Raw genomic sequence first — 23,751 nt, forward strand, 5'->3', positions numbered from 1 at the left:
TTACGCGGCTTCGTTCACCGACTCGGCCGGGGCCAGCACAGGCGAAGCCAGCGTGCGCTGCCCCTGGGACACCGCAGGCTTGGCCGTGGCCGTCGACGCACCGGGGCGGCTGTAGCTGCTGATGTACGGCGTGCCCGTGGTGGCGCCGGCTTCCAGCACAAACTGGGTCGACATTTCCGCCATCTGGCGCGCCTGTTCTTGCAGCGCGCTCGAGGCGGCTGAGGTTTCCTCCACCAGCGCGGCGTTCTGCTGGGTCACATCGTCCAGGTTCGAGACCGCATCGTTGATCTGCGCCAGGCCCTTGGACTGCTCGCGGCTGGCATCGGCAATCTCGTGCACGATGCTGGACACCCGCGCGATGCTCTGCACGATGTCCTCCATGGTCTTGCCGGTGCGGTGCACCTGGTCGCTGCCCACACGCACGCGGTTGACCGAGTCGTTGATCAGCACCTTGATTTCCTTGGCCGCCTCGGCCGAGCGGCCCGCCAGCGAACGCACCTCGCTGGCCACCACGGCAAAGCCACGCCCCTGCTCGCCGGCGCGCGCGGCTTCCACGGCGGCATTCAGCGCCAGGATGTTGGTCTGGAAGGCAATGCTGTCGATGACCCCGATGATGGCCTCAATCTTCTTGGCCGAGGTGTTGATGTCCTCCATGGTCGCCACCACCTGCGACACCATCTCGCCGCCACGCTGCGCCACCTCGGTGGCCCCCGAGGCCAGCTCGCTGGCGCGCGAGGCGCTGTCCGCGTTCTGCTGCACCGTGCTCGACAACTCCTCGGTGGCCGAGGCCGTCTGCTGCAGCGAGGCCGCCTGCTGCTCGGTGCGCATCGACAGGTCGCCCGTGCCCGCCGCCACCTGGGTCGAGGCGCCGGCAATCGCATCGGCACCGCTGCGCACCTTGTAGATGATGTCGTGCAGGTGCGTGCGCATGTCTTCCATCTGCACCAGCAGTTCGGTGATTTCATCCTTGCCGCTGACCGCCACGCGCTGGGAGATGTCGCCCGCCGCAATCGCCTGGGCGGTGTGGTGTGCGGACTTGAAGCCGTGGCTCATGCGGCGCAGCAGCGACACCGACAGCAGCGTGGCCGGCAGTCCGCCCAGCAGCACGCACAGCACGAACACCAGGATGCTGAAGTGGTAGCGCTCGGACGCCGCCTGGTAGGCCACATCCGCCTGCGTGATCTGCAGGCCCTTGAAGGCGCCGACCAGGGCCACCAGCATGTCGCCCTCCTCGCGCCCCAGGGCCAGGAAGCGCGACATCTGCTCGCTGCTGAAGTCGCCGTTCTCCATGCTGCGCACAATCTCGCCCAGCTTGGCGTTCCAGGCGTTCTGCGCACGGATGGCCTCCGCGAACATTTCCTTTTCCATGGGCTCGGTGACGATCTTGGCCAGTTGCTGCTGCCACTCCACGCCCTTGTCGAGGTTGTGCCGGATCAGCTCCAAGTGGCTGGACGTGGGGTGGTCGTGCAGGGCCGACAGGGGGTTGTCGGGGGCGTGCTGGAACGACAGCAGGGTCTGCATGCGCATCTGCGACACGCTTTCGTTGATCGAGTCGGCCAGCAAGATGCGCTGCAGCGACTCGTCGTGCAAGGAACGCAGGCTATCCCGAGAGCTCATCAAGCCATACCAACTCATGCCGATGACCACCGCCATCGATGCGAAATAACCGAAAAAGACCAGCATGTACCGCTGTGTCAGACGCAGGGAATTGAAGCTCGGCATCTCGTATGCTTGTATCAAATTGCAACCCTATGATCTTAGGGGCTTGCCTGAAAAATCAGCACACCCTTCCATTGATGCAGATCAAGCCGCGCACTAATCCAGTACACAGCGCCGCGGCCCTGCCCAAGCATGTGACAATCGCCCGCCATATGAATCCGGAAACCTACGTCCAAGAAAAAGCTGCCGCATCGGGCAGCAGCTTTTATTACGCCTTCCTCTTTCTGCCAGCCAACCGCCGGGCCGCGATCACCGCGTTCTATGCGTTCTGCCGCGAAGTGGACGATGTCGTGGACGAGGTGCAGGACGTGGGCGTGGCCGCCCAGAAGCTGGCCTGGTGGCAGCAGGAAGTCGCCCAGGCCTTTGGCGGCCAGCCCAGCCACCCGGTGACGCAGGCCCTGATGCCGCACGTGGCCGAGTTCGGGATCGAGCAGCGCCACCTGCAGGCGGTGATCGAGGGCTGCCAGATGGACCTGGAGCAGACCCGCTACCTCGACTTTGCCGGCCTGCAGCGCTATTGCCACCTGGTCGCCGGCGTCGTCGGCGAAGTGGCGGCCCGCATCTTCGGCCAGACCGACCCGACCACCACCGCCTACGCCCACAAGCTGGGCCTGGCCTTCCAGCTCACCAACATCATCCGCGACGTGGGCGAAGACGCCATGCGCGGGCGCATCTACCTGCCCATCAGCGAGCTGCAGCAGTTCGACGTCAAGGCCCACGAGATCACCAAGCGCGAATACTCGGACCGCTTCACGGCCCTGATGCGTTTCCAGGCGCAACGCGCCCACCAGCTCTACGACGAAGCCCTGGCACTGCTGCCGGCGGCCGACCGCCGCACCCAGAAACCCGGACTGATGATGGCCAGCATCTACCGCACCCTGCTGCGCGAGATCGAAGCCGGCCAGTTCCAGGTGCTGCACCAGCGCATTGCCCTGACGCCGCTGCGCAAGCTGTGGCTGGCGTGGAAGATGCAGGCCCTGGGCCGCATGTAAGGGCCATGCCCCAGCCGCAGCACATCGCCATCGTGGGCGGCGGCTGGGCCGGCATGGCCGCCGCCGTCGCCCTGCAGCAGCAGGGCCACCACGTGCAGGTCTGGGAAGCCAGCCGCCAGTGGGGCGGCCGTGCCCGCGCCCTGGACATTCCCGCACCCGACGGCGGCCACTGGACGGTCGACAACGGCCAGCACATCCTGATCGGCGCCTACCAGGCCTGCCTGCAGCTGATGCGCACCGTCGGCGTGGAAACCGCAGCCCTGCAACGTCTGCCGCTGGATCTGCGCTACGCCGATGGCCTGGGGTTGCACCTGCCCGACTGGGCCCCGCCCTGGGACGCGGCCTGGGGCATTGCCCGCGCCCGCGGCTGGCACTGGCGCGAGAAGCTGGCCCTGCTGCGCACGGCCCAACGCTGGCAGCGCCAGCAGTTCCAGTGCCCGGCCAGCGCCAGCGTGGCCGACCTGTGCCAGGGCCTGCCGGCGCGCCTGCTGCAAGACTTTGTCGATCCCCTGTGCATTTCGGCCCTGAACCTGCCGGCCAGCGCCGCCAGCGGGCAGATCTTCTTGCGGGTGCTGCAGGATGGACTGTTCAGCGGACGGGGCGGCTCCAACCTGCTGATTCCGCGCACCAACCTGTCCACCCTGTTCCCGGCCACGGCCGCCGCCTGGCTGCGCCAGCGCGGTGCCCGGCTGCGCCTGGGCGAGCGCGTGCAGGCCCTCACCCCCCCGACAGACCATGGCGCTGCCTGGCAGGTGGATGGCGAAAGCATGGATGCCGTGGTGCTGGCCACGCCCTGCGCCGAGGCGGCACGCCTGGTGCAGGCCCTGCAGGGAGTGCCCGCACCGCTGTCCGGGCGGACCACCGCCTGGGCCAACTGCGCTCAGGCGCTGCCGCACACGGCGATCGCCACGGTCTATGCCCACACGGCGCAGGGCCCTGGCCTGCCGGCGCCCATGGTGGCCCTGCGCAGCCAGGCGGACGCCCCCGCGCAGTTCGCCTTCGACAAGGGACAGTTGGGGGGCCCGGCCGGCCTGCTGGCCCTGGTGGTCAGCGCCAGCCAGGGCGACAAGGCACTGCTGCAGTCGCAGGTGCTGGCGCAGGCCCGCACGCAGCTGCGCCTGCCCGATCTGCAGCCGCTGAAAACCGTGATCGACAAGCGCGCCACCTTTGCCTGCACGCCCGGCGTGCAGCGCCCCGCTGCCGACATCCTGCCGGGCCTGTGGGCCTGTGGCGACTATGTGCAAGGCCCCTACCCGGCCACGCTGGAAGGTGCGGTGCGCAGCGGCCTGCAGGCGGCAGCGGCGGTGAGCAATTTTCTAAAAACATAGCTGGCAGCGCTCAAAGACAAAGCACTTCAGGCCTTTTGTAACCCAAAGTGCTTGCTTTGCATGCGCTGACAGCTATGGTTTAAGAAGCGATCACTTTTCCAGGTACCACTGGATCACAACCTTCGCCAGAAAGCCGATGAAGCCCACGGCCAGGCCCAGGAACAGCACAAAGGTGCCGAACTTGCCCGCCTTGGACTGCCAGGCCAGGTGACCAATAATGAACAGCATGAAGAGGATGAAGGCCCCCACGCCGTAGGTCAGGAAAAATTCCGAAATTTGTTGTTCTGTAAAACCGAAGATCACAACACAGGTCCTAGAAACCTCACCGCCCTGGCACGCCGTGCGCCGCCTCCCGCAGCGCAAAGTCGGAGGCATCCACCAGATCGCGGTAGGCATGCCAGCTTGCATGGCCCAGCATGGGCATCACAAACACCAACCCCAGCAGCAGCGACGCCAGGCCCAGCAAGGTAAACATCAAAATCAACCCCGCCCACACGGCCATGGGAATGGGGTTTTGCAAAATCACCAACCAGCTAGTGAGCACCGCCTGCGGCAAAGAAACCTTGCGATCCAGCAACAAAGGCATAGAAACCACGCTGGAAGCGAAGATGGGTGCCGCCAGCAGGCTGCCCAGCGCCAGCCACAGATGGAACAGACTGCCATCCGCCGCCAGCACCACGTGCTGCATGAAGTCCAGCGGTGTGGCGATGCGCACGGGGGACATCAGCGTGATCAGCGAGGCCGACACCAGCACCCAGCCCGTGGCCGAGATGGACAGCAAGACGCCGAACTGCACCAGGCACCAGTAGTCGTTGCCGAGCTTGCTGTGCCCCTGTTGCCAATGGGACCAAGTATGCCGCACCAGGCGCCAGCCCACCGGCTCGCCACGCTCCAGGGCACGGCTGATGGCGTACAGGCTGGTGGCCACCACCGGCCCCATGACCAGAAAACCCGACAAGGCGCCGGCCATCAGCCAGAAGCGGTCATGCCCGATCCACAGGATCAACAGGCCGAACAGCGTCAGGCACAGGCCATGCGCCAAGCTCAGTGCCGGGGCACGGCACATGTCCTTCCAGCCCAGGGCCAGCCAGCCCAGGGGCTGCATCAGGCCAACGGACAGGGGGACGGGCAGATCCATGCTGGGGTTGCGCGACAAAGTGCTGGGCATACGCTGGCTCCTGCGCCCCGCTGGGGGCAAAACCCTCAGGCAGCCAGCATGTCACACAGCGCTTGCAAGCTGGCCACCGTGGTGGGTGGGTGCTCTTTCTCTACCGGCCAATCTAAGCCGCTGCGGTTCAGCCAAACAGCGTGCATACCCGCATCCCGGGCCGCCACGGCATCCAGTTTGGCGTCGTCTCCTACATGCAGCACGGCCGAAGGCGGCACATCGACGGCCGCCGCCGCCAGGTGAAAGATGCGCGCATCGGGCTTGGCAAAGCCGGTGCGCATGACGTTGAAGCTGTCGCGAAAGAAGCGGCCGATCCCGATGTGGTGGATGTCGGCATTGCCATTCGTCACGGCCACCACGGGCCAGCGCCGGGCCAGGAACTCCAGTGCCGGCAAGGCGTCGTCAAACAGCTGCACGCGCTGGCGTTCGGCAAAAAACAGATCAAACGCGGGGGTCGCCAAATCCTCATCGTCGCCGGCCTGGCGCAGCGCCAGCCGGATGGACTCGCGGCGCATGGCACTCAGGTCATGGCGCAGGTCGGGGCGCTCCTGCTCCACGCGTTCGCGGATGGCACGCAGGGCTTTGGGGGTGTCAAACAGTTGTGCGGTCTTGGCTGCACGCTCTTTCAACCATAGCAGCAGCACTTCTTCAGCGCGGTGGATGGTGGGCCAGATCGGCCACAGCGTGTCGTCCAGATCCAGGGTGATGGCGCGGATTTGCGATGGGTCAAGCATGGGCCGAGGTTACTGCAAGCCGCCACACGCAACAGCCCCCGCGGTGCGGAGCCCACCCGGGTTTTGCGACAATCACTGCATGCTCTCACGCTTTGCCCCCGAACCCCAGCTCCCTTCCGGCCAGCCTGAACGCACGGGCGTGCTGCTGTGCAACCTTGGCACCCCCGATGCCGCCACCGCCCCGGCGGTGCGCCGCTACTTGGCGCAATTCCTCAGCGATGACCGCGTGGTGGAAATCCCCAAGCTGCTGTGGTGGCCCATCCTGCACGGCATCATCCTGCGATTGCGCCCCAAGGCCTCGGCCGCCAAGTACGCCACCGTCTGGAACCAGGGCGGCGCCACGGGCTCGCCGCTGCTGTACTTCACCGAGCGCCAGGCCACCCTGCTGCGCGGCTGGCTGGGCGAAGCCGGCGCGAATGTGCTGGTGGCACCGGCCATGCGCTATGGCAATCCGTCCATCCCGGCGCAGCTCGACGCCCTCAAGGCCCAGGGCGCCACCCGCATCCTGATCCTGCCGCTGTACCCCCAGTACTCCGGCACCACCACGGCCAGCGTGTGCGATGCGGTCTACGACTGGGCCAAGACCCAGCGCCACATCCCCGAGCTGCGCTTCGTGCACCGCTACCACGATCACCCGGGCTACATCGAGGCGCTGGCACAGACCGTGGAGCAGCACTGGCGCGAGAACGGCCGGGCGCAGAAACTGTTCCTGAGCTTCCACGGCGTGCCCGAGCGCACCTGGCAGCTGGGCGACCCCTACCGCGACGAGTGCTATGCCACCGGCCGGCTGCTGGCCGCGCGCCTGGGGCTGGACGAGAGCCAGTATGTGCTGACCTTCCAGTCGCGCTTTGGCAAGGCCAAGTGGCTGGAGCCCTACACCGAGCCAACCTTGGTCGCGATGGCCGGCCAGGGCCTGGAAAGCGTGGACATCATGTGCCCCGGCTTCACCAGCGACTGCATCGAGACGCTGGAGGAAATCAACCAGGAAGCGCGCGAAGCCTTTGTGCACGCCGGGGGCAAGGACTACCGCTTCATCCCCTGCCTGAACGACCACGCCACCTGGATCGGCGCGCTGCGCGATGTGGCGCGCCAGCACCTGCAGGGCTGGCCGGTGCAACCGGTGCCCCCCACAGCCCCTAGGACCTGAGGCACCCCAGGCACCGTACACGCCGGGGCTGCGGGCGTGCACGCTAATTGCTTGCGTGGCGGTACACACTTTCTGTACCCATGACTGCCCCACCCCACACCCTGCCCGCCCAGGGCCTTGCCCCGACGCACAAGCAACTGTGCCGCCACCTGCGCCACACCCAGCGGGTGGCCGAACGGGCCATGGCCCTGGGCCACCACCCGTTTGGCGCCATCCTGGTCGGCCCGGACCAGGAGACGGTGTTGATGGAGCAGTGCAACATCGACACCGTCAACCATGCCGAGTCCACCCTGGCGCGCATGGCGGCCACCAACTTCACGCCCGAATTCCTGTGGAGCTGCACGCTCTACACGAACGTCGAGCCCTGCTGCATGTGCGCCGGCACGGCCTACTGGGCCAACATCGGCCGCATCGTGTTCGGCATGACCGAGCATGCGCTGCTGCAATGCACCGGCAACCACGGCGAGAACCCGACGATGAGCGTGCCCGCACGCTACATCTTTGACCACTGCCAAAAGCCCGTGGCGCTGATCGGCCCGGTGCCCGAGCTGGCCGCGGAGATCGCCGCCCAGCAGCAGCGCTTCTGGTCCCGCCGCTGACCGCGCACGGTCATCCACGACCTGCACCCTGCATGGCACATTCCGACATTTTTTGCAGGGCTGCCGAATTAAGCTGGTGCAGTTGCGGGCCTGTTGCACCGGCGCGGCGCAGGCCAAGCGATTACCCCTAGAATCACGCTCCGAATCCACGGCCTGCACTTTCCTGCAGGCCTTTTGCTGCGCCCCATCCAGCGGCGCCAGCATCTTTCGGTGATTGCTTTTGCCCCCATGGCCTGCGCGCCCTGGGGTTTGGCCTGTTGGGGGCACATGCCCGTGCCCCAGCAAAAAACAGGACAACAACAGCCATGACCTCCCCCTCTTCGACTGCAAGCGGCCAGCCCACGGCCGTCAACAGCTACAGCTGGAAAGCCCTGTGCGGCTCCGCCGTGGGCTATGCCATGGACGGCTTTGACCTGCTGATCCTGGGCTTCATGCTCACAGCGATTTCGGCCGACCTGAACCTCACCCCCGGCCAGGCCGGCTCCCTGGTCACCTGGACCCTGATCGGTGCCGTGTTCGGCGGCATCGTGTTTGGCGCGCTGTCGGACCGCTATGGCCGCATCCGCGTGCTGACCTGGACCATCGTGCTGTTTGCCGTGTTCACCGGGTTGTGCGCCTTCGCCACCGGCTACTGGGACCTGCTGGTCTACCGCACCATCGCCGGCATCGGCCTGGGCGGTGAATTCGGCATCGGCATGGCCCTGGCGGCCGAGGCCTGGCCGGCCCGCCACCGTGCGCGCGTGTCGTCCTATGTGGCCCTGGGCTGGCAGGTGGGCGTGCTGGGCGCCGCCTTGCTGACCCCGCTGCTGCTGCCACTGATCGGCTGGCGCGGCATGTTCCTGGTCGGCGTGATTCCCGCGCTGGTGGCCTGGTTCATCCGCCACAAGATCCACGAACCCGAAGTCTTTGTGCGCAAGCCCGCCGCCCCGAAAGCCTCGCGCTTCGAAGCCTTCCGCCTGCTGGTCAAGGACAAGGCCACCGCCAAGGTCAGCCTGGGCGTGATCGTGCTGACGTCGGTACAGAACTTCGGCTACTACGGCATCATGATCTGGATGCCCAGCTTCCTGTCCAAGCAGCTGGGCTTCAGCCTGACCAAGTCCTCGATGTGGACGGCCGTCACCATCGTCGGGATGATGGCCGGCATCTGGATTTTTGGCCAGCTGGCCGACCGCATCGGCCGCAAGCCCAGCTTCCTGCTGTTCCAGCTGGGCGCCGTCATCATGGTGCTGACCTATGCGCAGCTGTCCGACCCCATCGCCATGCTCTGGGCCGGCGCTGTGCTCGGCATGTTCGTGAACGGCATGATGGGCGGCTATGGGGCCGTGATGAGCGAGGCCTACCCCACCGAGGCCCGCGCCACAGCACAGAACGTGCTGTTCAACATCGGCCGCGGCGTCGGCGGTCTGGGGCCGGTGGTGGTGGGGGCGGTGGCCATGGGCTATGGCTTCCAGATGGCGATCGCCCTGCTGGCCGCCATCTATGTGATCGACATGATTGCCACGGCACTGCTGATCCCCGAGCTCAAGGGCAAGGAACTGCACTGAGCCCAGCGGCGTCATCCCACAAAAAAAGGGCATCCTCGGATGCCCTTTTTTCATCGGCGGCGGGTCGCCCCAGCCATCAATCGGCCTTGATGTTGGCGGCCTTGACCACCTTGCCCCACAGGTCCCAGTCGCGCTTGACCATGGCCCCCAGGGCCTTGCTGTCCATGAAGTCGGCCGTGGCCCCCTGGTCCAGCGCCTTTTTCTGGAACGCCGGGTCGCTGAGCATGGCGCGCACATCGCCTTCCAGCTTGCGCACGATGGCCTCGGGCGTCTTGGCCGGCGCAAACAGCGCAAACCAGGAGGTGGCATTCACCCCGGGCAGACCGGCTTCGGCCGTGGTGGGCACCGACGCCAGGCTGGGCAGGCGCGCCTGGCTGGTCACGGCCAGCACCTTCAGCTTGCCGGCCTGGATGTGGGGCATGAAGGGCGGTGCGGTGCCGAAGGTCAGGTCCACCTGGCCGCCCAGCAGATCCTGCAGCGCCGGGCCGGTGCCCTTGTAGGGCACGTGCACCATCTGGATGCCGGCGGCCTGCTCCAGCTGCACGCCGGTGACGTGCTGCAGCGAGCCGTTGCCCGAGGAGGCGTAGTTCAGCTTCATCGGGTGGGCCTTGGCATAGGCCACCAGCTCCTGCAGGGTGTTGACCGGCAGGTCCCCACGCACCACCACGATCTGCGGGGCCGACAGCACGTTGGCCACGGGCACGAAATCGTCACGTTCCCAGCTGGACTTGCCCAGGTGCGGCGAGATCACGTGGAAGCCCGAGTACTGCATCAGCAGGGTGTAGCCATCGGCCTCGGCCCGCTTGACCTGCGCGGCCGCAATGTTGCCGTTGCCACCGCCCTTGTTTTCGACCACCAGGGTCTGGCCCAGCATGGGGCCCAGGGCCTGGGCGGTCATGCGGGCGGCCAGGTCGGTGGTACCGCCTGCCGCAGCGGGCACGACCATAGTGATCGGTTTGTGGGGGTAGGCCGTCTGCGCCAGGGCTGTGCCTGCCACGGTCGTGGCCAGTACCGAGGCCAGCGCCAGGCGTCCAAATTGCTTGCGAGTCATCGACATGGTTTCATCTCCTTCTTTGTTGTCATACGCCTGGGCAGGGGACCTGCCCAGGCTGCTAGCGCGCCATAGCCCGGGCGCGAATTTCTGGCAGGGATGCCGGTGCCGGGTGCAGCTGGTGCGCCGGCCCGGCCTTGACGATGGGGCTGGGGATGTCATGGCCCAGCAAGCCCGGCAGCCCGGCAGCGATCTGCGTCAGTGCCGCCAGGTCCACCCCGGTGTCATAACCCATCAGTTGCAGGGCGTGCACCAGCTCCTCAGTGCAGGCGTTGCCACTGGCGCCAGGGGCGTAGGGGCAACCCCCCAGGCCACCGACCGAGGCATCAAAGCGGTCGGCCCCGGCGTCGATGGCGGCCAGCACATTGGCCAGTGCCATGCCCCGCGTGTCGTGGAAATGCAGGGTCAGCGTGGTGGCCGGCCAGCCCGCCTTGAAGGCCTGGACCATGGCATGCACCTGGCGCGGATGGGCCATGCCCGTGGTGTCGCACAAGGTGATGCCCTGCACGCCAGCCGCCACAAAGCGCTGCACCCAGGCGAACACCTCGTCCACCGGCACATCGCCCTCCATCGGGCAGCCAAAGCTGCACGACAGCGACACATTGACAGCCACCCCCGCCTGCTGGGCGGTGGCGATCACGGCCTGCAGCCCGACCCAGGACTGCTCGCGCAGCATGCGCAGGTTGCACAGGTTGTGGGTTTCGCTGGCCGACATGACCAGGTTCAACTCGTCGGCGCCGGCGGCAATCGCGCGCTCCGCGCCCTTGACGTTGGGCACCAGGCAGGTCAGCACAGTGCCCGGACGGCGCGTGGTGCCGGCCAGCACCTCCTGTGCATCGGCCAGCGCCGGGATCGCCTGGGGCGAGACAAAGGCGGTCACCTCCACCTTGGCCATGCCGGTGGCCACCAGCGCATTGACCAGGGCGATTTTGTGCGCAGTGGGCACGAACACCGACTCCATCTGCAGGCCATCGCGCGGCCCGACCTCCTGGATGAACAGGCGCCGCCCGGCCCCTTGCCACACGCTGGGGGCGCTCATTGGATCACCCCCTGGCTGCGCAACTGCGCAATCTGTGCGGCGTTCAGCCCCATGCCGGCCAGCACGGCATCCGTGTCATCGCCCAGGTGCGGCGCACTGCTGCGCACCGTGCCCGGGGTGGCCGACAGCTTGGGCACGACACCCGGCACCTCCACGGTGTAGCCGTCGCGCGTGGCCTGCTGCAGGATCATGTCACGCGCGCGGTAGTGCGGGTCTTCGCAGATGTCCTTGGCGGTGTAGACCCGGCCAGCCGGCACACGGGCCTGGGCCAAGACGTCCAACACCTCGGTGATGCTGCGGCTGCGGGTCCAGTCGCCAATGGCGGCATCGATCTCCTGCACCCGCGCCACCCGGCCTGCGTTGTTGGCCAGGTCGGGGGACTGGCCCAGGTCCTCGCGGCCAATCGCCTGCATCAGGCGCTTGAAGATGCTGTCGCCATTGCCGGCCACCAGCACCCAGCCGTCGGCGCAGGGGTAGGCATTCGACGGTGCAATCCCCGGCAGGGCACTGCCGGCGGACTCGCGCACGGCACCGAAGGCACTGTACTCGGGCACCAGGCTTTCCATGACGTTGAACACCGCCTCGTGCAGGGCCACGTCGATCACCTGGCCCTGGCCGCCGTTGACCTTGCGGTGGTACAGCGCCGTCAGCACGCCGATCGTGCCGTGCAGCGCGGCCAGCGTATCGCCGATGGACACGCCTACACGCACCGGCACCCGCCCGGGCTCGCCGGTCAGGTGGCGCAGGCCACCCATGGCCTCGCCCACCACGCCAAAGCCCGGCAGGTCACGGTAGGGCCCAGTCTGGCCATAGCCGGAAATGCGCAGGATCACCAGCCCGGGGTTGATGGCATGCAGCGCATCGGGCGACATGCCCCAGCCCTCGAGCGTGCCGGGGCGGAAGTTCTCGATCAGCACGTCGGCTTCGCGCAGCAGCTGGCGCGCCAGGTCCTGGCCCTGCGGCTGGCGCAGGTCCAACGCCACCGACTTCTTGTTGCGCGACTGCACCTGCCACCATACGGAGGTGCCGTCCTTGATCATGCGCCAGTTGCGCAAGGGATCGCCCGCGCCGGGCGCCTCGATCTTGATGACCTCGGCGCCGAATTCGCCCAAGGTCTTGCCGGCAAACGGGCCGGCAATCAGTTGTCCCATCTCCACCACGCGCACCCCGGCCAGGGCGCCTGGCTGGAGGGTGGTGGGGGCAATCGTGCTGTCTTGCATCTGCTTTCTCCGTGCTGGCAGCCCTGCACCGTGTGCGGGCTGCCGTCGCATGATGCAAAAGTCCAGGCCCGGCGCAAAACGCTGATTGGCGAAGCTGCCATCGCATTTCAGCAAAGCAACACTCCATACTGGTAATTACCCTTAATAGAAATCACCACATTGGCCATCGGCAATGCCCATACAGCAAAGCAAAATGTAGGAATGCGCCTAGACCCCACCTCCCTGCGTCTGTTTGTGGCCGTGATGGAAGAGCAGGCCATCGCCCGGGCCGCCGCGCGCGAGCACATCGCCACCTCGGCCGCCAGCCGCCGCCTGGCCGAGCTGGAAAACCAGCTCAAGGTGCGCCTGTTCGAGCGCAGCAACCGCGGCATCGCCCCCACCCCGGCGGCCTACACCCTGCTGGACCTGGCGCGCAGCGTGCTGGGCGAGATGGACGGCATCGCCCGCCAGATGCGCGAGTACGGCAGCGGCATGCGCGGCCACGTGCGCATGGTGGCCAACATCTCGGCCATCACGCAGTTCCTGCCGGCCCAGCTCAAGGGCTTTCTGGCCCAGCACCCCGAGGTGCAGGTCCACCTGCAGGAAAAGATCTCCACCGACATCGCCCTGGCCGTGGCCCAGAACACGGCGGACTTCGGCATCCTCAACGCCGGGCGCTATGGCGGCGAGCTGACCTACATGCCCTACCGCCGGGACGAGCTGATCCTGATCGCCCCCCAGGGCCACCCGCTGACGGCCCAGACCCGCGTGCGCATGCGCGAAGCGCTGGCCTACGACTTTGTGGGCGCCCACACCGGCAGCGCCATCAACGGCGTGCTGACCCGCAGCGCGGCGCAGCTGGACCTGCCGCTCAAGCTGCGCATCCAGGTGACCAGCTACGACGCGCTGTGCCTGATGGTCGCCGCCGGCCTGGGCGTGGGCGTGCTGCCGCGCCAGAGCGCAGCGCTCTACCAGGGTAGCCTGCCGATCCAAGCCCTGCGCCTGGACGAGCCCTGGGCCCAGCGCGAACTGGTGCTGTGCCTGCGCCATTACGCCTCGCTGCCGCCGGTGGCGCGGGCCCTGGTGGACCACCTGGTCGCACCGGCTTCGGGTGCCCCGGAGGGGCCCGGCCTTATTCCCTGACGGCATAAGTTTGAAAGCGATGGTTCGTTCAAGCAACCTGTCGCTGCCACGACAATAGGGCCCTTCGTCACTTCCGTGGGTGCCTGCTGCTCCAGGCACACATGCCATGACCTCCTCCAAGCTGATTGCCGTCTCCCTGTGCCTGGGTGCCAGCGGCTGGGCGCTGGCCGCTGAGCCACTGCTCACCCCCCAAGCCCTGTCGCCCCTGCTGCAACAACCCGGCGTGCGCGTGATCGACATCCGCGATCCCAAAGCCTTTGCCGCCCAGCACATTCCCGGCGCCGTGAACGCGCCCTACGGCCAGTGGCGCGGCCCGGCCACCAACCCGGGCGAACTGCCCGACCACGACAAGCTGGTCGCCCTGGTACAAAAACTGGGACTGACTGCCGCCACCCATGCCGTGGTGGTCTCCACCGGCAAGGACGCCACCGACTTCGGCGCCATGGCCCGCGTGTACTGGACGCTCAAGTCCCTGGGGCTGACCGAGCTGTCCATCGTCAACGGCGGCATGCAGGCCTGGCAGCAGGCCCAGTTGCCGCTGTCGACCACCCCGGTACAGGTGGCGCCCAGCACCTACGCTCCCACGTTCGATGCCACCTGGCTGTCGACGCGCGAGGACGTGCAGCAAAGCCTCAAGCTGAGCAACGCCGTGCTGGTCGATTCGCGCCCCGACGCCTTCTACCAAGGCAAGACCCAGGCGCCCGCCGCCAAGCTGGCCGGCACCCTGCCCGGCGCCGTGCAGCTGGACTTCAACCAGTGGTTCGAGCCCAAGACTGCGCTGTTCGTCGACAAGGCCAAGGCCCAGGCGATTGCCGCGCAGATCCAGGTGCCCAGCGGCCAGGGCGCCGTGGCCTTTTGCAACACCGGCCACTGGGCCGCGACCGACTGGTTCGGCATGAGCGAAGTGGCCGGCATGCCGCACGTCAAGCTGTACGCCGGCTCCATGGTCGACTGGACCCAGCAGCCCGATTACCCGGCCCTGCAGAACGCCCCCGGCCGCGGCGAGCAGCTGATGCGCGCCACCCAGCAGTGGTGGCAGCGCAAGTTCAACTGATCCCACACTACATAAAAAGAGAGCAGTTGGCGCTGGCTCCACGAGCACTTCCGGCATCAACCAGCGGAAAGTGCAAGCGCAGCGCACGCTAACCGCTCCTGTTTTTTCAAGAGAGGCTGTCTTCGAATGAAGCGATTACCCTTGGCCATCCTCATGGCCGTGTTCTTTGGCTGGCTGCTGTGGTCGGTGTCCGTGCGCCAGGCCGCGCTGTTTGCCGTCGGCATCGGCCTGGGTGCCGTGCTGGCCGGCAAGCGCTTTGGCTTCACCACCGGTTGGCGCATGCTGGTCGAGGACAAGGACCCGTCCGGCGTCTTCGGCCAGTTGCTGCTGCTGGCCCTGGCCGCCATCCTGGCCATGCCGCTGCTGGGCCACTTTCCCGAGCTGACCGCCGCCCTGGGCCCACCCAGCGTGAGCCTGATCGTCGGCGCCTTCGTCTTCGGCCTGTGCATGCAGATTGCCGACGGCTGCGGCAGCGGCACGCTGTACAAGGCCGGCCTGGGCATCCCCATGAACGCCGCCATCCTGCCCGTGTTTGCCATCGGCAGTTTCCTGGGCAGCATGCACCTGGGCTGGTGGCTGGACCTGGGCCGCGCCCAGCCCGTGGGCCTGGTGAGTGCCTGGGGCTGGCCCACCGCCCTGCTGGCCACCCTGGCCGGCCTGGCCGCCGTGGCCGCCGGCGTGAGCGCGTACTGCAAGCGCGCCAACCACCGCGCCGGGCGTGAGTACAAGCCGCTGTTCGTGCGCAAATGGGTGGTCGGCGCCGTGCTGCTGGCCGTGCTGGCCACGCTGAACCTGGTCATCGCCGGCCAGCCCTGGGGCGTGGTCTACGGCTTTGGCCTGTGGGCCGCCAAGGTCGCCAACGCCACCGGCGCGGTCGACGTGGGCAGCAGCTGGTTCTGGAGCCAACCCGGCAACGCCCTGCGCCTGCAGGAGACGGTGCTGCTGGACGTGACCAGCATCACCAACATCGGCATCCTGGCAGGTGCCCTGTGGATCAGCGCCGGCACACCGGCCAGCGCCAAGCCGCTGACGGGCACGCAATGGGCTGTGGCCCTGGTCGCCGGCCTGGTGCTGGGCTACAGCTCGCGCCTGGCCTTTGGCTGCAACGTGGGTGCCATGTTCTCAGGCATCTCCACCGGCTCCATCCACGGCTGGATCTGGGTGCCACTGGCGTTTGCCGGCACCATCTTCGGCCTGCGCATCCGCCGCCATTTCGGCTTCTGACCCCGGAGGACAAGACCATGAGCCAATCGACCGTGCTGCGCACTGCGTTCTGGGTGATCCTGGTGGCCTTTCTGGCCTGGGACTACACCCACTCCCAACCCGTGGACCTGCGCTTCGAAGCCCCGCTGATCGCGGCCGGCTCCGGCGTGGCCGTGCAAGGCGGCCACTGCTCCATGCCGGATTGAACGCCGCACGCCCACCCTGCCCAAGGCCGCTGCATGCGGCCTTTTTTCATACTGGATTCGCCCAATAGGCCCAGACCACCGGTGCACCATCGGTTGAAAACCCCCAAACCGGGCCGACAAAACCATACAAATTTTTTGGTCTTACCCGGATAGCAGCCACACCATCGCCAATTTCGATTTCGCACCCCGCGCAAAAGAAGTCGGAAATGCCCAGCCTGTGCGCGCCAGCGGATATAAGCGAAATGTTACAAATAGGAGCACCCTGGGCGCGGCAGCGCGTGCGTTGCGTCATGTGAGCGTCTCCTCATCCATTAACAATCTGCCACAATTTGTCACACAGAACCCGCAGGGCACCGTCTTTGCATCAGGTTCCATGGTGCACATCAAGGGATGTGCAGTTTCTGGAAGACCTTGGTTAGGAACACGTAAGCAATGAGAAATATGAGTATTCGGGGCAAGCTGTGGTCACTCGTCGCGGGCCTTTTGCTGCTGACAGCGGCCATGACCGGCATGCTGGGCTATCAGCTCTTCAAGAGCAATCAACACCTGTCCAGCATCTACAGCAACCAGGTCGTGCCCATGCAGGACATCAAGCTGATCTCGGACGGCTATGGCATCAAGCTGGTGGAAATCACTAACAAGGTCTACAACCAGCAGATCCTGGCCGATTCGGGCAAGGAACAGCTGACCGAGGTGAAGAAGAACGCCGAGGCGGCCTGGCAGGCCTACCTGCCCACGGTGCTCACCCCCGAGGAAAAAGAACTAGCCGACCGCGTGGGCGTGCTGCTGGACGCCATCACCCCGCGCATTGACGACGTGCTGCGCCTGTTCGAGCGCCAAGACCACGACTCGCTGGGCTCCTTCATCGAATACCGCCTGTTCCCCAGCGTGAGCCCCCTGGCCGCGGCCTTGCAGCAGCTGTCGGCCATGCAGGAAGAACAGGCCCAGAGCGCCTACCACGAGGCCCAGTCCAGCCTGCGCCAGGCCGTGATCGCCGCCAGCGTGGTGGCCGCCATCGTGCTGGTGCTGGCCCTGGCCGGCGCCACCCTGCTGATCCGCACCATCACCCGCAGCCTGGACCGCGCCGTGCAAGTGGCCGAGACCGTGGCCCAGGGCGATCTGAGCTCCAGCATCCAGGTCACGTCCAAGGACGAGCTGGGCCGCCTGATGCTGGCCCTGCAGACCATGAACGGCAACCTGATCGGCATCGTGAACCGCATCCGTGAAAGCAGCGAATCGATTGCCACCGGCTCCAACCAGATCTCCACCGGCAACAACGACCTGTCGCAGCGCACCGAAGAGCAGGCCAGCAACCTGCAGCAGACCGCCGCCAGCATGGAGGAGCTGACCTCCACCGTGCGCCACAACACCGACAACGCCCAGCAAGCCACCCAGCTGGCGCGCAGCGCGGCACAAAGCGCCAACGCCGGCGGCCAGGCCATGGAACAGGTCACCCAGACCATGGAAACCATCTCGGCCAGCTCGCGCAAGATTGCCGACATCATCGGTGTGATCGACGGCATCGCCTTCCAGACCAACATCCTGGCGCTGAACGCCGCGGTGGAAGCTGCGCGTGCTGGCGAACAAGGCCGTGGCTTTGCCGTGGTGGCCGGCGAGGTGCGTTCCCTGGCCGGCCGCAGCGCCGAAGCCGCCAAGGAAATCAAGCAGCTGATCCAGCAAAGCGTGAACCAGGTCAACGAAGGCACGCGCCTGGTGGACACCACGGGCCAGACCATCAACGAGGTCGTTCGCCAGGTGCAAAGCGTGGCCACGCTGATCCAGGAAATCAGCAACGCCAGCAACGAGCAAAGCCAGGGCACCAGCCAGGTCAGCGATGCGATTGCCCAGCTGGACCAGGTGACCCAGCAGAACGCCGCCCTGGTCGAGGAAAGCGCCGCCGCCGCCAGCAGCCTGAACATGCAGGCGGCCGAGCTGAACCAGCTGGTGGCCGTCTTCAAGACCGGCACCGGCACCTCGGCGCGCTTCGCGGCTGTGGCGCCCAAGCTGGCCCCCGCCGGCAGCGCGGCCCCTGCCCGTCAGGTGGCTGCCACTTCGCAGGCTGGCAACGAGCCCGCCCTGCTGAACTGAGCCCCGGCACAGTCCAGCCTTCCCGCACGGCCGCCCGGCTGTGCGGGCCTCCTCCCCGCCCACCGCACCCTGCCGTGTTGCGCAGGCACCGCACCCACCGGGCCACACCGCGCGCCCAGCTTCAGCACCCAAAGTGCCGTTGACGCTGGTGCAGCCAGCGCTGACAGCTCTCCATTTCAAAGCATCCCCAACCGCTGCTGCGCACGCACCGTTGGCGGCATAAGCACATCACGGATGCGTAGTTGGCGCGGCCAGGGTTCTTCTCCACAATCGTTGCACCTTCCACAACGATTGAACCCGGAGACCCTTGTCATGCGCATTGAAACCCTGGCCGTCCATGCCGGCTACAGCCCCGACCCCACCACCAAGGCCGTGGCCGTGCCCATCTACCAGACGGTGGCCTATGCCTTCGACAGCGCGCAGCATGGCGCCGACCTGTTCGACCTGAAGGTGCCGGGCAACATCTACACCCGCATCATGAACCCCACCACCGACGTGCTGGAAAAGCGCGTCGCGGCGCTGGAAGGCGGCATTGCTGCGCTGGCGGTGGCCTCGGGCATGGCGGCCATCACCGCCGCCATCCAGACCCTGGCCGAAGCCGGCGACAACATCGTCAGCGCCAGCACGCTCTATGGCGGCACCTACAACCTGTTTGCCCACACCTTCCCGCAGCAGGGCATCGAGGTGCGCTTTGCCGATCCACGCGACCCAGCCAGCTTTGGTGCACTGATCGACGCCAAGACCAAGGCCGTGTTCATCGAGTCCATTGGCAACCCACTGGGCAATGTGACCGACATCCGCGCCCTGGCCGATGTGGCCCATGCGCATGGCGTGCCGCTGATCGTGGACAACACCGTGCCCAGCCCCTACCTGCTGCGCCCGTTCGAGTTCGGTGCCGACATCGTCGTGCACTCGCTGACCAAATACCTGGGCGGCCACGGCACCAGCGTGGGCGGCGCCATCGTGGACAGTGGCAAGTTCCCCTGGGCCGAGCACAAGGCCCGCTTCAAGCGCCTGAACGAACCCGACGTCAGCTACCACGGCGTGGTCTACACCGAAGCCCTGGGCCCAGCCGCCTTCATCGGCCGCGCGCGCGTGGTGCCACTGCGCAACATGGGTGCGGCCATCTCGCCGCAAAACGCCTTCCAGATCCTGCAAGGCATTGAAACCCTGACCCTGCGCATGGACCGCATCTGCGAGAACACGCAGAAGATTGCCGAAGCCCTGCAAAACCACCCCAAGGTGGAATGGGTGCGCTATGCGGGCCTGAAGGACCACCCCGACCACGCCATCGTGCAAAAGCAGTCGGGCGGCCGCGCCTCGGGCATCCTGTCGTTCAGTCTGAAGGGCGCAGAAGGCCGTGCGGCCGGCGCGCGTTTCCTCGATGCCCTGCAGCTGTTCACCCGCCTGGTGAACATTGGCGATGCCAAGTCGCTGGCCACCCACCCGGCTTCGACCACCCACCGCCAACTGGACGCGGCCGAACTGGCCAAGGCCGGCGTGACCGAGGGCATGGTGCGCCTGTCCGTGGGCATCGAGCACATCGACGACCTGCAGGCCGACCTGGATCAGGCCCTGGCCCAGGTCTAAGGGCTGGGGCTCAGGCCCCAGGCACCTGCGCAAGGCTCCTGGCCTGTGCGCAGGTGGGCGGCGGCAGGCACTGCGCCAGGATGCGTTCCTTGAGCCGCTCTGCCGCCGGGGGCAACGCATGGTCCCGGGGCCAGATCATGTTTAAGTGCGTGCGCAGCTTGGCATCGGCCAGTGGCACCAGCATGGGCAGGCCCTGCATGCCCAGCTGGGCAAAGCTGTCGAGGGCAAAGGCCACGCCCAGACCCTTTTGCACCATCAACAGCATGGGCAAAGTCTCCACCCCCCAGTAGGCCACTTCCGGCGTGAACCCGGCTTCCTGGCAGGCGCGCAGCAGCATGTCCGAAATGCCGGTGCCCAGCAGCGAGCTGTGCAGCAAAAAGCGCTCTGCGCGCAACGCCCCCAAGGCAATCTGGGTCTGCCCGCACAAGGGATGCTGCGGCGGCAAGGCCACCCGCAAGGGTTCGTTCATCACCTCCTGGTTCTGCAGCTCCGGCGCCGCAAACTGGCTGCGGCAGATCACCAGGTCCTGGCTGCGCTCGCGCAGACGCTGGAGCAGGTAGCCGGTTTCCCCCTCGTGCACATGGACCGTGAGCTTCATCGCACTGACCAGCAATTGCGCCATCACCCGCGGCATGATGAACAGGCTGGCCGCCGTGGCGCAGCCGATGTGCACCGTGCCCCTGCTGGCCTGGCACTGTAGGTGTCGCCGATGGCCTTGCGCCGGCGCATCTGTGACCTGTGGGTGCTGAGCGGTTTGCGCCTGATGGCCCACGCCCTGGTGGCGTCACTCTAATGCCCCAGGGTTGCAGGCATAAAAAAACCGCTGCCATGGCAGCGGTTGGAAGCCCTTGGAGAGAGCAGGAAATTTAGAAGCGGTAGCCAACGCCCACGCCCACCAGGATGGGGTCAATCTTGAACTTGCCGATGCCGTTGTTGATGGTCGTGTCGATATACACCTTCTTCACGTCGAAGTTCAGCGACCAGTTCTTGTCCAGCGCATAGTCAAAACCGACTTGCAGAGCACCGCCCCAGCTGTTGCGCTTCACATCCAGGCCAGCGGGCAGGTCAACATTCGAGAAGCGTGTGTAGTTGATACCTGCACCCAAGTAAGGCTTGAAAGCGCCAAAGTTGGTGAAGTGGTACTGGGCCATCAGGCTGGGAGGCAGGTGTTTCAGCGAACCAATCTTGGCGCCATTCAGTCGCACGTCCTGCTTTTGAGGGTAGGTCAGGACCAGTTCTGCGGCGAAGTTGGGGGTGAAGTAGTAGCTGATGTCCAGCTCAGGAATCACCTTGTCGTTGATGCTAACGCCAGCAGCACCGGCAGCACCGCCGTTGTCGCTTTCCAGGTGCACAGCGCGCACGCGCACTTGCCACTTGCCATCTTGCTGCTGCGCCATGGCAGCACCGGAAGTCATTGCACACAGAGCGGCCACGGCCAGCAGAGTCTTTTTCATAGTAGGTGTTTGGTCAAAGTCCGGGGACAACCCCCGTGACAGCCATTGCATCACTGCGCCCCACCCTGGGGTTTGCCTTAGGTCAACCCGGCCACCAGCGCGATTTCAGAGTTTGCTGAAATGTTGGAATTGAGCAACAAACCCTGCCACAGCAACACACACCCACTGTCATAGGCCATGCACGGTGCCCCAGGGACTAGTGCGCGTCCGCAGTGCCGCGCAGGCGCTGCACTGCTTGCACCAGCACCACGATCACCCCGCCAATGAAGGCGCCCACCCCGACATGGACCAGCAGCGGCACCAGCAAGGCCACGACGCCACCCAGCGGGGCAATGCTGGCATCCAGCCAGGCCTGGATTGGCCGCAGGCCGTGGACCAGCAGACTACCGCCCACCAGGAACATGGCCGCCGTGCCCACGATCGACAGGCCCTTCATCAGCCAGGGGGTGAAGGCAATCAGGCCGCGGCCCAGGGCCTGCAGGCTGGCACGGTCCTTGGACATCCAGGCGTTGCCAACATCGTCCATGCGCACAATGCAGGCCACCAGGCCATACACGAACACGGTGATGGCCAGCGACACAGCCACCAGCACGCTGAACTGCTTGACCAGCGGCTCGTTGGCCACGGTGCTCAGCGCAATCGCCAGGATTTCGGCCGAGAGGATGAAGTCCGTGCGGATGGCACCTTTGATCTTTTGCTGCTCATAGTCTGCGGCGTCCATGCCACGCTGCTTGGCCTCACGCACCGAGGACTGCGCCACGCCCTGGGCCTGGGCTTCCTGGGCCTCCTGCACGGGATCGTGGCCGTTGCGGCGCTGGTGCAGGGTGTGCAAGATCTTCTCCACCCCTTCAAAGCACAGGAAGGCGCCGCCCACCATCAGCAACGGGGTGATCAGCCAGGGCATGAAGGCGCTGATCAGCAAGAAGGCAGGCACCAGGATCACCTTGTTGAGCAGCGATCCCTTGGCCACGCCCCAGACCACGGGCAGTTCGCGGTGGGTGCGCACGCCGGTCACCTGCTCGGCGTTCAGGGCCAGGTCATCGCCCAGCACGCCCGCGGTCTTTTGCATGGCCACCTTGGTCATGCCCGCCACGTCGTCGGCCATGGCGGCCGATTTGCGCGCGGCCACCTTGCTCATCAGGGCCACGTCGTCCAACACGGCGGCAATGTCATCCAGCAGCATCAACAGTCCAGCACCGGCCATCTCGACTCCTTGGTGAATGTCCGCCGCACGCTTGCTTGCGCGGCATGACGTGAATCTTCAAAACATAGCAGCCGCCCCGCCACAGGCTGGCGGCTGCGGGACTCAGGGCTTGTCGTAATACGCCTGGGCCGTGTCGCTCAGCAGGTTGGGATGCATGCTGACCGCATACGGCAGGCCCAGGAAGTTGCGCCAGCCGCCCCGGTCGGCCTCGGTGAGCTTGCCGTCCTTGTTGACATCCAGCGCCACCGGCGCCACGCCGTAGAAGCTGCCGCCTACGCCGTCCAGCTTGAGCTTGTCGCCCTTCTTGTCCGTGCTGAGCACGCGGCCACTCGCGGCATCCACGGCCACCAGCGGTTCGCCGACAAAGCCTTCGCGGATCACATACACCTCGGTATAGCCCTGGCCGGCCCAGCGCTGATCGACCAGCAGGTCGGGCCGCGCCAGCACATTGGCCGCCTCGGCCGCGCAGGCGCCCGTGCGGCACAGCACGGCCACTGGGGCATCCTTGTAGGGCAGCACCGCCTGCACGGCCTGCCAGAAGTCCGCCGCGCTGACGCGCACCTCGGTGCCCGGGACTGCGCCATAGCGGCATTGGCTGCCATCGTCCGAACGGATCTGTGCCTCGGCTGCACCAAACGGGTGGGGCTGGCACTGCTGGTACAGGCGCGGAAACGGCAGGTGGCGCGCCCCCTCGGGGTGGCCCAGGCGGTATTCCGTGGCATCGCGCACATCGATCAGCGCCATGCGCTGGCTGGCCGGCAATTGCGTACCCACATAAGCCCGGGCCGCGCTGATGTCACCCGCGTAATGGCGCACGGGGGCGTACAGGGGCTGCGCCGGTGCGGCCTTGGCCACGGTGGGGGCCGTGCTCTTGCCGCCGCCATACCAGCCTTGGACATAGGCACAGCCCGAAGTGAGCAGCACGGACGACAAGGCCAACGCCTTCAGGACCCAGGAAGAAGAGGTTTGCATACACATGGTGAAAGAAGAACCCGCGGGCACGAAGACTGCGCCTGCGCTGTGGCCGCCATCATAGAGGGGCGCCGGGCCTGCGCCACCGCATCGCCGCCGTGGACATGGCTGGGCCTGCACCAGGTCGTCACCCCGTGCTGCGCCGCCGGCAGTCCACCCACCAATGTATTGGCAGGCATGCTGGCCCTGCTGCGCTGGCTGGGTCCGGTGTTGCCCAGGTTGCAATTTAAAAAAGAGAGCAGCTTGCGCTGCCCCAATCTGCTGTTCAACGCCATTCAGGCTTGAAGTGCTTGAATGACCAGCGCAGCACGCTCTCT

24 protein-coding genes are annotated in these 23,751 nt (G+C 66.4%); 12 read left to right on the forward strand and 12 right to left on the reverse strand.

Features of this window, described 5'->3' with window-relative positions; translation table 11 throughout:
- Positions 1–1,722 carry a methyl-accepting chemotaxis protein gene (locus KAQ61_RS18965; protein WP_210929076.1) on the reverse strand — a complete coding sequence of 574 codons (1,722 nt, stop codon included), beginning with the start codon at positions 1,720–1,722 and terminating at the stop codon, positions 1–3.
- A gap of 149 nt (positions 1,723–1,871) precedes the next feature.
- On the opposite strand from KAQ61_RS18965, the gene hpnD reads away from it, so the two are divergent.
- Together hpnD and hpnE are read left to right on the forward strand one after the other, a co-directional pair.
- A complete protein-coding gene (hpnD, locus tag KAQ61_RS10030; protein WP_210929077.1) occupies positions 1,872–2,711 on the forward strand; it encodes a presqualene diphosphate synthase HpnD in 840 nt (279 codons plus the stop codon).
- Positions 2,712–2,716: 5 nt separating this feature from the next.
- Positions 2,717–4,039: a hydroxysqualene dehydroxylase HpnE gene (gene hpnE / locus KAQ61_RS10035; RefSeq protein ID WP_210929078.1), complete on the forward strand. Its 1,323-nt coding sequence runs from the start codon at positions 2,717–2,719 to the stop codon at positions 4,037–4,039.
- A gap of 90 nt (positions 4,040–4,129) precedes the next feature.
- Here hpnE and KAQ61_RS10040 read toward each other — a convergent pair whose 3' ends face one another.
- From KAQ61_RS10040 to KAQ61_RS10050, 3 genes are read right to left on the reverse strand one after another with little or no spacing between them, the layout of a single operon-like run.
- A complete protein-coding gene (locus KAQ61_RS10040) occupies positions 4,130–4,342 on the reverse strand; it encodes a DUF2788 domain-containing protein (protein ID WP_042416044.1) in 213 nt (70 codons plus the stop codon).
- Between the two features lie 19 nt (positions 4,343–4,361).
- Positions 4,362–5,207, reverse strand: coding sequence for a DUF2189 domain-containing protein (locus tag KAQ61_RS10045; RefSeq protein ID WP_045267041.1), 846 nt, complete (start codon positions 5,205–5,207; stop codon positions 4,362–4,364).
- Between the two features lie 35 nt (positions 5,208–5,242).
- A complete protein-coding gene (locus KAQ61_RS10050; RefSeq protein ID WP_043384853.1) occupies positions 5,243–5,941 on the reverse strand; it encodes an HAD family hydrolase in 699 nt (232 codons plus the stop codon).
- Between the two features lie 79 nt (positions 5,942–6,020).
- On the opposite strand from KAQ61_RS10050, the gene hemH reads away from it, so the two are divergent.
- The 3 genes from hemH (at position 6,021) to KAQ61_RS10065 (ending at position 9,231) form a co-directional block, all read left to right on the forward strand.
- Positions 6,021–7,088, forward strand: a complete 1,068-nt coding sequence (hemH, locus tag KAQ61_RS10055; RefSeq protein ID WP_210929079.1) for a ferrochelatase — start codon at positions 6,021–6,023, stop codon at positions 7,086–7,088.
- Between the two features lie 80 nt (positions 7,089–7,168).
- The gene (locus KAQ61_RS10060) at positions 7,169–7,687 is read left to right on the forward strand and encodes a nucleoside deaminase (protein WP_210929080.1); all 519 of its coding nucleotides are present in this window, start codon (positions 7,169–7,171) and stop codon (positions 7,685–7,687) included.
- 305 nt (positions 7,688–7,992) lie between these two features.
- A complete protein-coding gene (locus KAQ61_RS10065) occupies positions 7,993–9,231 on the forward strand; it encodes an MFS transporter (RefSeq protein ID WP_210929081.1) in 1,239 nt (412 codons plus the stop codon).
- 76 nt (positions 9,232–9,307) lie between these two features.
- On the opposite strand, the gene KAQ61_RS10070 is transcribed toward KAQ61_RS10065, so the two are convergent.
- The 3 genes from KAQ61_RS10070 to KAQ61_RS10080 are packed head-to-tail and all read right to left on the reverse strand — an operon-like array spanning position 9,308 to position 12,541.
- The gene (locus KAQ61_RS10070; RefSeq protein ID WP_210929082.1) at positions 9,308–10,288 is read right to left on the reverse strand and encodes a Bug family tripartite tricarboxylate transporter substrate binding protein; all 981 of its coding nucleotides are present in this window, start codon (positions 10,286–10,288) and stop codon (positions 9,308–9,310) included.
- A gap of 55 nt (positions 10,289–10,343) precedes the next feature.
- Positions 10,344–11,321, reverse strand: a complete 978-nt coding sequence (locus KAQ61_RS10075; RefSeq protein ID WP_210929083.1) for a hydroxymethylglutaryl-CoA lyase — start codon at positions 11,319–11,321, stop codon at positions 10,344–10,346.
- The gene (locus KAQ61_RS10080; protein ID WP_210929084.1) at positions 11,318–12,541 is read right to left on the reverse strand and encodes a CaiB/BaiF CoA transferase family protein; all 1,224 of its coding nucleotides are present in this window, start codon (positions 12,539–12,541) and stop codon (positions 11,318–11,320) included. Before KAQ61_RS10080 ends, KAQ61_RS10075 begins: the two co-directional genes overlap by 4 nt.
- 201 nt (positions 12,542–12,742) lie before the next feature.
- Here KAQ61_RS10080 and KAQ61_RS10085 point away from each other — a divergent pair, with 201 nt between their 5' ends.
- The 4 genes from KAQ61_RS10085 (at position 12,743) to KAQ61_RS10100 (ending at position 16,126) form a co-directional block, all read left to right on the forward strand.
- Positions 12,743–13,663, forward strand: a complete 921-nt coding sequence (locus KAQ61_RS10085; protein WP_210929085.1) for a LysR family transcriptional regulator — start codon at positions 12,743–12,745, stop codon at positions 13,661–13,663.
- A gap of 106 nt (positions 13,664–13,769) precedes the next feature.
- Entirely contained in the window at positions 13,770–14,717 is a 948-nt protein-coding gene (locus KAQ61_RS10090; RefSeq protein ID WP_210929086.1) for a sulfurtransferase, read from the forward strand.
- A gap of 126 nt (positions 14,718–14,843) precedes the next feature.
- Positions 14,844–15,941 (forward strand): YeeE/YedE thiosulfate transporter family protein, encoded by a 1,098-nt coding sequence (locus KAQ61_RS10095; RefSeq protein WP_210929087.1) that lies wholly within the window; start codon positions 14,844–14,846, stop codon positions 15,939–15,941.
- Positions 15,942–15,958: 17 nt separating this feature from the next.
- The gene (locus KAQ61_RS10100) at positions 15,959–16,126 is read left to right on the forward strand and encodes a hypothetical protein (RefSeq protein WP_162858919.1); all 168 of its coding nucleotides are present in this window, start codon (positions 15,959–15,961) and stop codon (positions 16,124–16,126) included.
- A gap of 46 nt (positions 16,127–16,172) precedes the next feature.
- On the opposite strand, the gene KAQ61_RS10105 is transcribed toward KAQ61_RS10100, so the two are convergent.
- Positions 16,173–16,418, reverse strand: a complete 246-nt coding sequence (locus KAQ61_RS10105) for a hypothetical protein (protein WP_210929088.1) — start codon at positions 16,416–16,418, stop codon at positions 16,173–16,175.
- Between the two features lie 149 nt (positions 16,419–16,567).
- Here KAQ61_RS10105 and KAQ61_RS18970 point away from each other — a divergent pair, with 149 nt between their 5' ends.
- Both KAQ61_RS18970 and KAQ61_RS10115 read left to right on the forward strand, forming a co-directional pair.
- Positions 16,568–18,214 (forward strand): methyl-accepting chemotaxis protein, encoded by a 1,647-nt coding sequence (locus KAQ61_RS18970; protein WP_210929089.1) that lies wholly within the window; start codon positions 16,568–16,570, stop codon positions 18,212–18,214.
- Positions 18,215–18,526: 312 nt separating this feature from the next.
- Positions 18,527–19,804, forward strand: a complete 1,278-nt coding sequence (locus tag KAQ61_RS10115) for an O-acetylhomoserine aminocarboxypropyltransferase/cysteine synthase family protein (protein ID WP_210929090.1) — start codon at positions 18,527–18,529, stop codon at positions 19,802–19,804.
- A gap of 10 nt (positions 19,805–19,814) precedes the next feature.
- On the opposite strand, the gene KAQ61_RS10120 is transcribed toward KAQ61_RS10115, so the two are convergent.
- The 4 genes from KAQ61_RS10120 to KAQ61_RS10135 form a co-directional block, all read right to left on the reverse strand.
- Positions 19,815–20,576, reverse strand: a complete 762-nt coding sequence (locus KAQ61_RS10120) for a LysR family transcriptional regulator substrate-binding protein (RefSeq protein ID WP_210929091.1) — start codon at positions 20,574–20,576, stop codon at positions 19,815–19,817.
- Positions 20,577–20,670: 94 nt separating this feature from the next.
- Complete coding sequence (locus tag KAQ61_RS10125) at positions 20,671–21,258, reverse strand: OmpW/AlkL family protein (RefSeq protein ID WP_210929092.1); 588 nt, start codon at positions 21,256–21,258, stop codon at positions 20,671–20,673.
- Between the two features lie 196 nt (positions 21,259–21,454).
- On the reverse strand, positions 21,455–22,462 hold the full coding sequence (locus tag KAQ61_RS10130; RefSeq protein ID WP_045267053.1) for a DUF808 domain-containing protein: 1,008 nt from the start codon (positions 22,460–22,462) through the stop codon (positions 21,455–21,457).
- 102 nt (positions 22,463–22,564) lie between these two features.
- Positions 22,565–23,434 carry a rhodanese-like domain-containing protein gene (locus KAQ61_RS10135; protein ID WP_210929093.1) on the reverse strand — a complete coding sequence of 290 codons (870 nt, stop codon included), beginning with the start codon at positions 23,432–23,434 and terminating at the stop codon, positions 22,565–22,567.
- Positions 23,435–23,482: 48 nt separating this feature from the next.
- Here KAQ61_RS10135 and KAQ61_RS10140 point away from each other — a divergent pair, with 48 nt between their 5' ends.
- Positions 23,483–23,719 (forward strand): hypothetical protein, encoded by a 237-nt coding sequence (locus KAQ61_RS10140; protein WP_210929094.1) that lies wholly within the window; start codon positions 23,483–23,485, stop codon positions 23,717–23,719.
- Positions 23,720–23,751: the final 32 nt, after the last annotated feature.

Origin of the sequence: Comamonas aquatica (assembly GCF_018064205.1) — a bacterium.
GTDB classification, from domain to species: domain Bacteria; phylum Pseudomonadota; class Gammaproteobacteria; order Burkholderiales; family Burkholderiaceae_C; genus Comamonas; species Comamonas aquatica.

Bases quoted from the DNA above. Each gene is read 5' to 3' on its own strand.
- KAQ61_RS18965 (WP_210929076.1), bottom strand. From the start codon at position 1,722: ATGCCGAGCTTCAATTCCCTGCGTCTGACACAGCGGTACATGCTGGTC.
- hpnD (WP_210929077.1), top strand. From the start codon at position 1,872: ATGAATCCGGAAACCTACGTCCAAGAAAAAGCTGCCGCATCGGGCAGC.
- hpnE (WP_210929078.1), top strand. From the start codon at position 2,717: ATGCCCCAGCCGCAGCACATCGCCATCGTGGGCGGCGGCTGGGCCGGC.
- KAQ61_RS10045 (WP_045267041.1), bottom strand. From the start codon at position 5,207: ATGCCCAGCACTTTGTCGCGCAACCCCAGCATGGATCTGCCCGTCCCC.
- KAQ61_RS10050 (WP_043384853.1), bottom strand. From the start codon at position 5,941: ATGCTTGACCCATCGCAAATCCGCGCCATCACCCTGGATCTGGACGAC.
- hemH (WP_210929079.1), top strand. From the start codon at position 6,021: ATGCTCTCACGCTTTGCCCCCGAACCCCAGCTCCCTTCCGGCCAGCCT.
- KAQ61_RS10060 (WP_210929080.1), top strand. From the start codon at position 7,169: ATGACTGCCCCACCCCACACCCTGCCCGCCCAGGGCCTTGCCCCGACG.
- KAQ61_RS10065 (WP_210929081.1), top strand. From the start codon at position 7,993: ATGACCTCCCCCTCTTCGACTGCAAGCGGCCAGCCCACGGCCGTCAAC.
- KAQ61_RS10070 (WP_210929082.1), bottom strand. From the start codon at position 10,288: ATGTCGATGACTCGCAAGCAATTTGGACGCCTGGCGCTGGCCTCGGTA.
- KAQ61_RS10075 (WP_210929083.1), bottom strand. From the start codon at position 11,321: ATGAGCGCCCCCAGCGTGTGGCAAGGGGCCGGGCGGCGCCTGTTCATC.
- KAQ61_RS10080 (WP_210929084.1), bottom strand. From the start codon at position 12,541: ATGCAAGACAGCACGATTGCCCCCACCACCCTCCAGCCAGGCGCCCTG.
- KAQ61_RS10085 (WP_210929085.1), top strand. From the start codon at position 12,743: ATGCGCCTAGACCCCACCTCCCTGCGTCTGTTTGTGGCCGTGATGGAA.
- KAQ61_RS10090 (WP_210929086.1), top strand. From the start codon at position 13,770: ATGACCTCCTCCAAGCTGATTGCCGTCTCCCTGTGCCTGGGTGCCAGC.
- KAQ61_RS10095 (WP_210929087.1), top strand. From the start codon at position 14,844: ATGAAGCGATTACCCTTGGCCATCCTCATGGCCGTGTTCTTTGGCTGG.
- KAQ61_RS10100 (WP_162858919.1), top strand. From the start codon at position 15,959: ATGAGCCAATCGACCGTGCTGCGCACTGCGTTCTGGGTGATCCTGGTG.
- KAQ61_RS10105 (WP_210929088.1), bottom strand. From the start codon at position 16,418: ATGACGCAACGCACGCGCTGCCGCGCCCAGGGTGCTCCTATTTGTAAC.
- KAQ61_RS18970 (WP_210929089.1), top strand. From the start codon at position 16,568: ATGAGTATTCGGGGCAAGCTGTGGTCACTCGTCGCGGGCCTTTTGCTG.
- KAQ61_RS10115 (WP_210929090.1), top strand. From the start codon at position 18,527: ATGCGCATTGAAACCCTGGCCGTCCATGCCGGCTACAGCCCCGACCCC.
- KAQ61_RS10125 (WP_210929092.1), bottom strand. From the start codon at position 21,258: ATGAAAAAGACTCTGCTGGCCGTGGCCGCTCTGTGTGCAATGACTTCC.
- KAQ61_RS10130 (WP_045267053.1), bottom strand. From the start codon at position 22,462: ATGGCCGGTGCTGGACTGTTGATGCTGCTGGATGACATTGCCGCCGTG.
- KAQ61_RS10135 (WP_210929093.1), bottom strand. From the start codon at position 23,434: ATGCAAACCTCTTCTTCCTGGGTCCTGAAGGCGTTGGCCTTGTCGTCC.